The sequence below is a fragment of the uncultured Microbulbifer sp. genome (assembly GCF_913055755.1).
In the GTDB taxonomy this organism is placed as follows: Bacteria; Pseudomonadota; Gammaproteobacteria; order Pseudomonadales; family Cellvibrionaceae; genus Microbulbifer.
The window spans coordinates 25,627-36,092 of the sequence record NZ_CAJXKH010000032.1 but is presented as its reverse complement, the minus strand read 5'-3'; the positions used below and the strand labels follow the sequence as shown (position 1 = coordinate 36,092).

Sequence of the window (10,466 nt, the reverse complement as noted above, 5' to 3'; positions counted from 1 at the left end):
GCGATTACGACCAAAGCTGCGCCCTGAACTGTTTCAGTGGCGGTGCCGCTACCGGGTGCAGCCTTGTGAGACACGCCGTGAACCCATCCCTGGGGGCTCTTCGAAAAAGTCCCTTTTTTCGAAGGTCTCACAAGGCTGCACCCGGTACCGACACCTTCGCAGCAACCACAACACATTTTTCAAAATTCAGGACACACCGATGTTGGACGCGAACGTAAAGAAACAACTGGACACCTATCTGCAGAATATCGTCAATCCGATCGAGATCAGTGTGTCCGCCGACAGCAGCCCGAAGGCTGTTGAACTGAGCAGCCTGGCCAGCGAAATTGCCGAGCTGTCAGACAAGATTTCCCTGCAACTGGAAAGCCGCAAGCGCACCCCGAGCATGGCCATTGCCCCTGCCGGTGAAAACGCCCGCGTCAGCTTTGCCGGTATTCCCATGGGACACGAATTCACTTCCCTGGTACTGGCGCTGCTGCAGGCGGGCGGCCACCCGTCGAAGGCGGATCCGGAGCTGCTGGAGCAGATCCGTAATATTCAGGGTGAATTCCATTTTGAAACCTATATCTCGCTGTCGTGCCAGAACTGCCCGGACGTGGTGCAGGCGCTGAACCTGATGGCAACCCTGAACCCGAACATCACCCACGAGATGATCGATGGTGCCCTGTTCCAGGACGAGGTGGACCAGCGCCAGATTATGGCGGTGCCCTCCGTATACCTGAATGGCGAACACTTCGGTCAGGGCCGCATGAGCCTGGAAGAAATCGTGGCCAAGATCGATACCGGGGCCGAACAGCGCAAGGCAGAAGAACTGAGTGATAGAGAGCCCTACGATGTACTGGTGCTGGGCGGTGGTCCCGCCGGTGCCGCGGCGGCAATCTATGCCGCGCGCAAGGGTATCCGTACCGCGCTGGTGGCGGAGCGCTTTGGTGGCCAGGTGATGGATACCGTGGGGATCGAGAATTTTATCTCCGTGCCCTACACCGAGGGCCCGAAACTGGCGGCGAGCCTTGAGCAGCACGTGAAGGAGTACGGTGTCGATATCATCACCGGCCAGCGCGCGGCGCAGCTAAGCCAACAAGAGTTGAAGCGGGAGCAGATGATCGAGCTGCAACTGCAGAGTGGCGCCACCCTCGCCAGCAAGTCGGTGGTACTCGCCACCGGTGCCCGCTGGCGCGAGCTGGGGGTACCGGGTGAAGCGGAATACCGCACCAGGGGTGTGGCCTATTGCCCCCACTGCGACGGTCCCTTCTTCAAGGGCAAGCATGTGGCGGTGATCGGTGGCGGTAACTCCGGTATCGAGGCGGCCATCGACCTGGCGGGCATCGTCAAGCATGTGACCGTGCTGGAGTTCGCCGACATCCTGCGCGCAGACGAGGTGTTGGTGCGCAAGGCGCAGTCGCTGCCGAATGTGGACATCATTACCAACGCGCAGACCACCGAGGTGCTTGGCGACGGCCAGAAGGTCAACGGACTGCAGTACACCGATCGCGTGAGTGGCGATAGCAAAAAGCTCGAGCTGGCGGGTGTGTTCGTGCAGATCGGACTGGTGCCGAACACCGAGTTCCTGAAAGGCAGCGGTGTGGCGATGAACCGTGTGGGCGAGATCGAGATCGACACCCGCGGCGCCACCTCCATCCCCGGCGTGTTTGCCGCTGGCGATGCCACCACGGTGCCCTACAAGCAGATCGTGATCTCCATGGGCGCGGGCGCAACCGCGGCACTGGGCGCTTTCGACCACCTGATCCGCACTTCCGTGCCGGAGCAGGTGCAGGAAGCCCCAAGGAATGACGGTAAAGCCCTGTCCATGGCGAGCTGACGGAAACGGCTCACCCAAACCCCTGCCGGATACTGGTTTCCCAGCGGTATCCGGATCCCCCCGGTGGAGTCCCCTTCCGCCGCTACTGGGAAACATCCTCAATGATTGCAGCCGGCGCAAGCCGGCTTTTTTTATGTTCCTTTTTTACAATCCTTGACTGGCCAGCGCTTGCCGCGACTGATAGTGTTTCTCACCTGGAACTGATGGGTCGGATTTGCTCGATACCCCAGCGGCGGCCCGCTTTGACTATCATCCTATCTCTGGCTGAAACAGGAGAATTACGCCATGTCCCTAAAGTCTCTTGCACTGTTGTCACTGCTGGCCCTGCCGGTTTCCGCCTTTGCCGACTGGCAACTTGCCGGCGACGATTCCAGTGTCAATTTTGTCTCCGTCAAGAAGAACACCATTTCTGAAGTTCACCACTTCAAATCCATGAGCGGCACCATCGGTGACGACGGCAAGGCGCAGCTGACCATCGAGCTCGCCAGCGTGGAAACCAATATTCCCATTCGCAATGAGCGCATGCAGCAAATGCTGTTCGAGACTACCCGCTTCGCCGAGGCGAATATCACTGCCCAGGTGGATGCCGCCAAGCTGAAGGCGCTGAAGCCGGGCCAATCCATGACTGTAGTGACCGATGTAACGGTGGAGATTCACGGCGAGCAGCAGACCGAGAAAGCAGATATGCAGGTCACCGCCCTGGAAGGCGGCCAACTGCTGGTCACCAGCAATGCGCCGATTCCGGTGAATGCTGGCAACTACAAACTGCTGGAAGGCATCGACAAACTGCGGGAAGTGGCTGGCCTCGACAGTATCAGCCCCATAGTCCCGGTAACCGTGAAGCTGCTTTTCACCAAGCAGTAAAAAGACCAACCGGAGCACTCGGCAATGCCCACGGCGCACCACCAGGGCCGGAATATCTACTACGAGAGCAGAGGCTCCGGACCCGCCGTGGTGCTGTTGCACAGCTTCCTCTGCGACGGGGAAATGTGCTCACACCAGGTGGCGCAGCTCGCGGCGGTCACCGATGCCATGCTCGCGTTCCTCGTCGCGCACCCGGTGCACGAACCTCCGGTGCCGGCCTAGTGGCCGCCCGGATCCCGCCCCGCCCTCCGCTACCCTGACCCTACACCGCCAAATTTGGGCAATCCGCTGGCCTTTCCGCTAAAATGCAGGGCCATTCCACTGCGAAGAGACAGGTTTCCCCTCCATGGCATCACTTCAGGACCAACTGCTAAAGGCCGGCCTGGTCGACAAAAAGACTGCCAAACAGATTGGCAAGGACAAGCGCAAACAGAACAAGGTCGCGAAGAAATCCGGCGACACCCGCAAGGGGGAAGCGCAGCTCGCCGCGGAACAGGCGCGGGCCGACAAAGCGGCCCGCGATCGAGCCCTGAATGCAGAGCGGGAAGCCGCCGCCCGGCAAAAGGCCATTGCCGCGCAGATCAAGCAGTTGATCGAGCACAACAAGCAGCCCAAGGGCGCCAACGGCCAGAACGACATCGCCTATCATTTCACTTTCGACAAGAAAGTGAAAAAAATCTACGTTTCCGCGGCGGTACAGGAACACCTGACCGCGGGACGCCTGCTGGTTGTCGGTGAAGGCGAACACTTCGAGCTGGTACCCAAGGTCATCGCCGAGAAGATCGCCGAGCGCAATCCCAACATGGTGGTGCAACCGCCGGAAGGCAGCGACGCGGTGGACGAGGACGATCCCTATGCAGAATTCCAGATTCCCGACGATCTGATGTGGTAACAGTGACGCGGTAACTCAAGCGGTATCAAAATGACAGACAGCGACCCGATCATCGCCCAGGTGGAACAGTGGCTACAGGATGTTGTGGTCGGACTCAATCTCTGCCCTTTCGCGCGCAAGCCCCTGCGCGCGGGGCAGATTCGCTTTGTGGTGAGCGATGCCACCACCGACGAGATACTGCTGGAAGAATTGCAGGATGAATTTGCGGTGCTCGACCGCACCTCGGAGCAGGAGGTGGAAACCACCCTGTTGATACTGCCCACACACTTGCGGGACTTCCACGACTACAACTTTTTTCTCGGCGAGGCGGAACGCCTGTTGCAACGGCAAGGCTACGAAGGGATTTACCAGATCGCCAGCTTCCATCCCCACTACCAGTTTGCCGATACCCGGCCGGAAGATTCGGAAAACCTGACCAACCGCTCCCCCTACCCGATCCTGCACCTGCTGCGGGAAAAGAGCCTGGAGCGGGGCCTGGAAAATTACCCGGATCCCGAGAGTATCCCCCACAACAATATCCTGCGGGTGGAAGCCCTCTCGGACAAGGAAAAGCGCGCGCTTTTCCCCTATCTGTTCAGCAGCTGATCCGGGATCAGAGAGACCGCCCTACCGGGCGACCTCCGGGTTCTCGATAACACCCTCCGGCGGGCAACCGTCCAGTTGATCGCGCAGCGCGGTAAATGCCTGGTACTGGGTGAAGAAAACCTTGCCCGACAACTCCCCCAGGAAGCCACAGCGGGACAGCGCGTCCATCACCGGCCCCTTCACTTCCGAGAGATGGAAGCAGATCCCGGACGCCTGCAGCTGTTCGTTGATGGACTCCAGGGTTTCCAGTGCACTCCAGTCAATCTCGTTGATGGCGCTGCACATCAGGATCACGTGGCGCACCTCCGGAGTCGCTGCGATATCCGAATAGATTCGCTCCTCCAGGAACGCCGCATTGGAGAACATCAGGCTTTCATCCACGCGGATCGTCAGTATCTGCGGCAGGGTGCGCACCTGGTGACGCTGGATATTGCGGAAATGCTCGGTGCCGTCCACCAGTCCCACTTCCGCAATATGCGGCTTGGAGGTGCGGTACAGAAACAGCACGATGGATGCCAGCACACCGCAGGAAACCCCCATCTCCACCCCGAACAACAACGTGACCACGATGGTGACCAACACTGCGAAAAAATCGCTGGGAGAATAGCGCCAGGTCTTGTTCAGGATCGAGAAATCCACCAGCGACAGCACCGCCACAATGATGGTCGCCGCCAGTGTGGCCTTGGGCAGGTAATACAGGAACGGGGTCAGGAACATGGCCGCCAGGGCTATGCCGACCGCGGTGAAAACGCTGGCCATCTGGGTTTCCGCGCCGGCGTCAAAATTGACCACGGAACGGGAAAAGCCGCCGGTTACCGGAAAACCACCGGATATCCCCGAGGCAATATTGGCACTGCCGAGGCCGATCAGCTCCTGGTTCATGTCAATTTTCTGCCGGCGTTTGGCACCGAGGGTTTTACCCACGGAGATGGACTCCACATAACCGATGATCGAGATCATGATCGCCGGCACCGCCAGTTGCCGCACCAGTTCCAGGGAAAAGTTCGGCCAGGCAAGACTTGGCAGACCACTGGGTATTTCCCCTACCAGCTTGACCCCCTTGCCCTCGAGGCCAAAGCCAGCGGCCAGTAAAATCGTGGCAATCACCCCGACCACCGGCGCGGCCTTGACCAGCAGAGCCGCGGCATTTTTGGATACCGAAAAGCGCTGCAACAGGCGAACGGCACCCTTGCGCGACCAGAACAGAAACGCCACTACAGCGACGCCAATCAACAGGGAATAGATATTGGTCTGCCCCACTCCGGCAACCATCGACTCCACCAGCTCCGGCAGGTTATCCCCGTGGGCGGAAACCCCCATCAGGTGCTTCAACTGGCTGAAGGCGATCAGGATACCCGAGGCCGTGATAAAACCGGAGATCACCGGGTGCGACAGGAAATTGGCCAGGAACCCGAGCCTCAGCACCCCCAGTAACAACAGAAACAGCCCCGACAGCAGCGCCAGCAGCATTGCCGCCAGCAGGTAGTCGGCGGTGTTCTGCGCGGCAACCTGGCTGAGTGCCGCGGCGCTCATCAGCGATGCGACCGCCACCGGCCCCACCGACAGGGTGCGGCTGCTGCCAAATAGTGCATACGCCACCAGCGGCGCCATGCTGGCATAGAGCCCCACTTCCGCGGGCAGTCCCGCCAACAGCGCGTAAGCCAGCGACTGCGGGATCAGCATGATGGTGACGATCACCGCTGCCAGCAGGTCTTTGTGCAATACGGACAGGGAGTAACCCGGCAGCCAGGTGGCCGCCGGCAGGAAACGGCCCAGTGTACGCACCGGGCCATGGTTGGAGACATCTTTCACGGGCGGGATTCCTTAATAGGTCACCAGCACACCGCTGATGTCAAAACCGGCTTGCTGTGCCGCCTGTTGCAGTTGCGGCTTTTCAACCCCGTTCAGGCAGCCCGCAGCCGCCCACAGGTTGCAGGAGCGGTTGCCGGTGCGGCAGAAGGCATGCACTTTTTTACCACTGCTGAGCAGCTTGGCAAATTCCTCACTGTGTGCCGGCTGCATCTGCCCGCGGGAAAAAGGAATGGCAACAAACGCCATCCCCGCCGCGGTGACCGCCTGCTCGAGTTCAGCAAAGCTCGGCTGACCTTCCGCCTCGTTTTCCGGGCGGTTGCACACCACCACTTCCACGCCGAGCTTGGCCAGCTCGGCGAACTGCGCCAGTGCCGGTTCGGCAGATACGCTTACCTGTGAATCCAGTGTCTTGAGTTCCATATCCGGTTCCTCAACTAACTCAATCTAATCAATCGCGATCAAAGCTTGTTGATCGGTACTTTCAGGTACACGGTGCCATTGTCCTCCGCCGGAGGCATCTGGCCCGCGCGGATATTCACCTGGATGGACGGCAGGATCAGCCGCGGCATCCCCAGGGTGGCATCGCGCTCGCTGCGCATCTTGACGAAATCGTCCTCACTGACGCCCTCGTGCAGATGGATATTGTCACGCTTCTGCGCACCCACGGTGGTTTCGCACTGGTGCTCACGGGTACCGTTGGGCGGATAGTCGTGACACATGAACATGCGGGTCTCTTCCGGCATCGACAACAGCTTGTGTACAGACTTGTAGAGTGCGCGGGCGTCGCCTCCGGGAAAGTCGCAGCGGGCACTGCCGACATCCGGCAGGAACAGGGTGTCGCCCACAAACAGCGCATCGCCAATCAGCCACGCCATATCCGCCGGCGTGTGTCCCGGCACATAGATTACCTGCGCTTGCAGGTCGCCGATCTGGAAAGTGTCACCGTCGTGGAACAGGTGGTCAAACTGGGAGCCATCAACCAGGAACTCTTTTTCCAGGTTGAATACGTCGCGGAAGATGCCCTGCACCTGGCGGATGTGGTCGCCGATGGCGATCTTGCCGCCGAGCTGCTGGCGGATAAATGGCGCCGCAGAGAGATGGTCCGCATGGGCGTGGGTTTCCAGTACCCACTCCACCGCAAGGTCGTTCTCGCGCACGAATGCGACAATTTTTTCTGCGCCCTCGGTGCTGGTGCGCCCGGAGGCCTGGTCAAAGTCCAGTACCGCATCGATGACCGCGGCGCTGCCGCCCTTGCGGTCATACACTACGTAGCTCCAGGTCTCGGTATCGGCATCGAGGAAAGATTGAACATGTGGACGATGGTCTAATTCAGTCATGATCTACTTCCTGGGTAATCCCCATTGAGTGTTCGTTAACGGCAAACAATATACTTGCTGATATTATATATTTCAATATAATGTTTTCCCAAGCGAAGACGCCAGAGTGAACGCGATGCCCGATACCTCCGAAATTAGCCTCGACAAAATGCGCGATTCCGCGTCCGAGGCCTCCGCGATGCTGCGCTCCCTGGGCAACCAGGATCGCCTGCTGCTGCTGTGCCAGTTGAGCCAGGAAGAGCTGTGCGTGAGCGATATCGAGGAGCGACTGGACATCCGCCAACCCAGCCTGTCCCAGCAACTGGGTGTACTGAGGCGCGAAGGCCTGGTCACCACCCGCAGGGAAGGCAAGCGGGTCTATTACCGGGTTGCCGACCAGAGGGTACTGGCCCTTCTGCAAACTTTGTTTCAACTGTACTGCGCGGAGTAACGCCCCACCATGAACATAGACTGGAATGCATTTACCCCCATTTCCGCCCTCGCCGGCGGTATCCTGATCGGGATCGCCAGTGCCTGGCTGATCCTGATGAACGGCCGTATCGCTGGCATCTCGGGCATTTTAGGCGGCCTGCTGAACAACGACCGCGGCAATCGCGGCTGGCAGTTCGCGTTTATCCTCGGCCTGCTCGCGGGCCCCACCATCTGGGGACTGTTCCACGCCCTGCCCACGATCGAGATCAATGCCAGCACCCCGATGCTGATTGCCGCGGGCCTGCTGGTGGGCATCGGTACCCGCTATGCCGCCGGCTGTACCAGCGGCCACGGGGTCTGCGGCCTGTCGCGGATGTCGTCGCGCTCCCTGGGCGCCACCGTCGCCTTTATGTTTGGTGGTTTTGCCACTGTCTACGTTGTCCGCCACTTGCTGGGAGCCTGAAATCATGAATAAAGCGACTCTTTCCGCCTTTGTATCCGGCCTGATTTTCAGCTTCGGACTGCTGCTTTCCGGCATGGCCAACCCGGAAAAGGTACTCGGCTTTCTCGACCTGTTCGGCGCCTGGGACCCCTCCCTGGCGCTGGTGATGGGCGGCGCCATCGCGGTGGGCCTGCCCACGTTTACCCTCGCCAAGAAACGCCAGACCGCCGTGCTCGGGGGGGAGATGCACCTGCCTGCCAAGCGCAAAACCGACAAGCGCCTGGTGCTGGGCAGCCTGGTATTCGGCATCGGCTGGGGACTGGCCGGTTTCTGCCCCGGTCCGGGTATCGTGGCCACCGGCGCCCTGAAAACCGGCGGACTGATATTTGTACTGGCGATGGTGGCTGGCATGCTGGCTTTCCGCTGGCTCGAGAGCCGCCACAGCGCGCGGTAACTGGCCCCGCCGGGGCAGATCTCGCCCCACCCTTGTGCCAGAGGCTATCCTGATGGAATCCATCCGGCCTCTGGTACAAAACTGCACAAGTGATGCGGGTACGATTAATTCCCAAATGGCTGAAAAACTACCGCCGCCAGTGGCTGCCCGCTGATATCACCGCAGCGCTGGTTTCCGGCATGCTGCTGGTGCCCCAGGGCCTGGCGTATGCACTGCTGGCGGGCCTGCCGCCACACGTGGGGCTGTACGCCAGCCTGGTACCGCTGATTGCCTATGCAGCCTTTGGCAGCAGCAGCGCCATGTCGGTTGGCCCCGCCGCCGTTCTCTCGCTGATGACGGTTTCCGCCCTCACCCCCCTGGCCACCATCGGCAGCCCCGAATACATCGGCGCCGCGATCGTACTGACGCTACTGAGCGGTGTTTTCCTGTTTACCATGGGCCTGTTCAAGCTCGGCGCCCTGTCCAACCTGCTCAGCCATCCGGTAATCAGCGGGTTCGTTTCCGGTGCCGCCGCCCTGATTATTGTCGGGCAGCTGCCGGCACTGCTTGGCGTGAAAGCGGACGGCGATACCGCCTCGGTAAAGCTGCTGCATGTGATCGAGCACCTTCCGGATGCGCACCTGCCCACCATGATCTTCGGTGTCGCCACCGCCGCAATTCTGATCTTCAGCCGCCTGTGGTTGCCGATGCTGCTGTTCCGCCTCGGGCTGCGCAAACAGCTTGCGCGGCTTGGCGCGCGGCTGATGCCCATGTTGCTGGTGCTGTGTGCAATCGCGCTGGTGCACTGGCTGGAGCTCGGCGACAAGCTCGACATCGTGGGCGAAATCCCCGCTGGCCTGCCCGGGGTAGTGATTCCGGACTGGAACTGGAGCCTGATGTACCGGCTGCTGCTGCCGGCGCTGATCATCGCCCTGCTCACTTTCGTGGAAAGTCTTTCCATCGCCCAGGCCCTGGCGGCGCGCCGGGGTGAGCGCCTCAATGCCGACGGCGAGCTACTGGGTCTGGGCGCCGCCAATATCACCAGCTCGCTGTCTGGCGGACTGCCGGTAGCGGGCAGCTTTTCGCGCACCGCGGTCAATGCGGAGGCCGGTGCCGTATCGCCCCTGGCGGGTGTGCTCGCCGCCCTGGTGATGGTGCCGGTACTGCTGTACCTGACCGGAATATTCAGCGAGCTGCCACTGACCGTGCTGGCGGCAATCATCATTGTCGCCGCCGCCAGCCTGTTTGATTTTCCCGGCTTCATTCACAACTGGCGTTATGACCGCACCGATGGCATCGCCATGCTGTGCACCTTTGCCGGGGTACTGCTGTTTGGCGTGGAGGTGGGTATCGCCCTCGGTATCGGGCTGTCTTTTGCCACATTGATCTGGCGCAGCAGCCGACCGCATATCGCGGTGGTCGGCCGGGTGCCCGGCACCGAGCACTTCCGCAATGTGCTGCGCCACGACGTGGAAACCCACCGGGAGATCCTGTTCCTGCGCATCGACGAAAGCCTGTTTTTCAGCAATATCAGCGCGGTGGAAGACCGCCTGCTGAGCGAACTCAAACGCCACCCGGACACCCGCGACCTGGTGCTGATCCTGTCGTCGGTGAGCCGAATCGATGGCACCGCGCTCGAGCGGCTGCAACAGATCAACAAGGACCTGAGAAGCCGCAGTATCCGCCTGCACCTGTCCGAGGTCAAAGGACCGGTACTGGACCGACTGAGCCGCTCCCGCTTGCTGGAAAAGCTCACCGGAAGAATTTTCCTCTCATCCTATATCGCCGAACTGGCACTGCAGCACAGCGATGAGGAACCGCCGCCGCTTGAAGAGCCGGCATAAACTCCTGTACGCGCGCCACCGATACTG

General features: G+C 60.7%; 12 protein-coding genes. 9 read left to right on the top strand and 3 right to left on the bottom strand.

Going from position 1 to position 10,466, the window contains the following annotated elements:
- Positions 1–199 precede the first annotated feature (199 nt).
- The 5 genes from ahpF (at position 200) to QZ511_RS07605 (ending at position 4,160) form a co-directional block, all read left to right on the top strand.
- Complete coding sequence (gene ahpF / locus QZ511_RS07625; RefSeq protein ID WP_295801309.1) at positions 200–1,819, top strand: alkyl hydroperoxide reductase subunit F; 1,620 nt, start codon at positions 200–202, stop codon at positions 1,817–1,819.
- Positions 1,820–2,104: 285 nt separating this feature from the next.
- Entirely contained in the window at positions 2,105–2,683 is a 579-nt protein-coding gene (locus QZ511_RS07620) for a YceI family protein (RefSeq protein WP_295801307.1), read from the top strand.
- Positions 2,684–2,707: 24 nt separating this feature from the next.
- Positions 2,708–2,905 carry a hypothetical protein gene (locus QZ511_RS07615; RefSeq protein WP_295801305.1) on the top strand — a complete coding sequence of 66 codons (198 nt, stop codon included), beginning with the start codon at positions 2,708–2,710 and terminating at the stop codon, positions 2,903–2,905.
- 124 nt (positions 2,906–3,029) lie between these two features.
- Positions 3,030–3,575 (top strand): DUF2058 domain-containing protein, encoded by a 546-nt coding sequence (locus QZ511_RS07610; protein WP_295801304.1) that lies wholly within the window; start codon positions 3,030–3,032, stop codon positions 3,573–3,575.
- A gap of 30 nt (positions 3,576–3,605) precedes the next feature.
- Positions 3,606–4,160 (top strand): DUF1415 domain-containing protein, encoded by a 555-nt coding sequence (locus tag QZ511_RS07605; protein WP_295801303.1) that lies wholly within the window; start codon positions 3,606–3,608, stop codon positions 4,158–4,160.
- A 21-nt stretch (positions 4,161–4,181) separates the two neighbouring features.
- Here QZ511_RS07605 and sulP (QZ511_RS07600) read toward each other — a convergent pair whose 3' ends face one another.
- The 3 genes from sulP (QZ511_RS07600) to QZ511_RS07590 are packed head-to-tail and all read right to left on the bottom strand — an operon-like array spanning position 4,182 to position 7,309.
- Positions 4,182–5,972 (bottom strand): SulP family inorganic anion transporter, encoded by a 1,791-nt coding sequence (sulP, locus tag QZ511_RS07600; RefSeq protein ID WP_295801301.1) that lies wholly within the window; start codon positions 5,970–5,972, stop codon positions 4,182–4,184.
- 12 nt (positions 5,973–5,984) lie between these two features.
- Positions 5,985–6,392, bottom strand: coding sequence for a TIGR01244 family sulfur transferase (locus QZ511_RS07595; protein ID WP_295801298.1), 408 nt, complete (start codon positions 6,390–6,392; stop codon positions 5,985–5,987).
- Positions 6,393–6,430: 38 nt separating this feature from the next.
- Positions 6,431–7,309, bottom strand: a complete 879-nt coding sequence (locus QZ511_RS07590; RefSeq protein WP_295801297.1) for an MBL fold metallo-hydrolase — start codon at positions 7,307–7,309, stop codon at positions 6,431–6,433.
- A 115-nt stretch (positions 7,310–7,424) separates the two neighbouring features.
- Between QZ511_RS07590 and QZ511_RS07585 the strand changes: the two genes are divergently transcribed.
- The 4 genes from QZ511_RS07585 to sulP (QZ511_RS07570) all read left to right on the top strand — a co-directional run bounded on the left by QZ511_RS07585 (position 7,425) and on the right by sulP (QZ511_RS07570) (position 10,439).
- The gene (locus tag QZ511_RS07585; protein ID WP_295801295.1) at positions 7,425–7,739 is read left to right on the top strand and encodes a metalloregulator ArsR/SmtB family transcription factor; all 315 of its coding nucleotides are present in this window, start codon (positions 7,425–7,427) and stop codon (positions 7,737–7,739) included.
- A 9-nt stretch (positions 7,740–7,748) separates the two neighbouring features.
- Positions 7,749–8,183 carry a YeeE/YedE thiosulfate transporter family protein gene (locus QZ511_RS07580; protein WP_295801293.1) on the top strand — a complete coding sequence of 145 codons (435 nt, stop codon included), beginning with the start codon at positions 7,749–7,751 and terminating at the stop codon, positions 8,181–8,183.
- 4 nt (positions 8,184–8,187) lie between these two features.
- Positions 8,188–8,616, top strand: coding sequence for a YeeE/YedE family protein (locus QZ511_RS07575; protein WP_295801291.1), 429 nt, complete (start codon positions 8,188–8,190; stop codon positions 8,614–8,616).
- Between the two features lie 92 nt (positions 8,617–8,708).
- Entirely contained in the window at positions 8,709–10,439 is a 1,731-nt protein-coding gene (sulP, locus tag QZ511_RS07570) for a SulP family inorganic anion transporter (RefSeq protein ID WP_295801289.1), read from the top strand.
- Positions 10,440–10,466: the final 27 nt, after the last annotated feature.

Bases quoted from the DNA above. Each gene is read 5' to 3' on its own strand.
- ahpF (WP_295801309.1), top strand. From the start codon at position 200: ATGTTGGACGCGAACGTAAAGAAACAACTGGACACCTATCTGCAGAAT.
- QZ511_RS07620 (WP_295801307.1), top strand. From the start codon at position 2,105: ATGTCCCTAAAGTCTCTTGCACTGTTGTCACTGCTGGCCCTGCCGGTT.
- QZ511_RS07615 (WP_295801305.1), top strand. From the start codon at position 2,708: ATGCCCACGGCGCACCACCAGGGCCGGAATATCTACTACGAGAGCAGA.
- QZ511_RS07610 (WP_295801304.1), top strand. From the start codon at position 3,030: ATGGCATCACTTCAGGACCAACTGCTAAAGGCCGGCCTGGTCGACAAA.
- QZ511_RS07605 (WP_295801303.1), top strand. From the start codon at position 3,606: ATGACAGACAGCGACCCGATCATCGCCCAGGTGGAACAGTGGCTACAG.
- QZ511_RS07595 (WP_295801298.1), bottom strand. From the start codon at position 6,392: ATGGAACTCAAGACACTGGATTCACAGGTAAGCGTATCTGCCGAACCG.
- QZ511_RS07590 (WP_295801297.1), bottom strand. From the start codon at position 7,309: ATGACTGAATTAGACCATCGTCCACATGTTCAATCTTTCCTCGATGCC.
- QZ511_RS07585 (WP_295801295.1), top strand. From the start codon at position 7,425: ATGCCCGATACCTCCGAAATTAGCCTCGACAAAATGCGCGATTCCGCG.
- QZ511_RS07580 (WP_295801293.1), top strand. From the start codon at position 7,749: ATGAACATAGACTGGAATGCATTTACCCCCATTTCCGCCCTCGCCGGC.
- QZ511_RS07575 (WP_295801291.1), top strand. From the start codon at position 8,188: ATGAATAAAGCGACTCTTTCCGCCTTTGTATCCGGCCTGATTTTCAGC.
- sulP (WP_295801289.1), top strand. From the start codon at position 8,709: ATGCGGGTACGATTAATTCCCAAATGGCTGAAAAACTACCGCCGCCAG.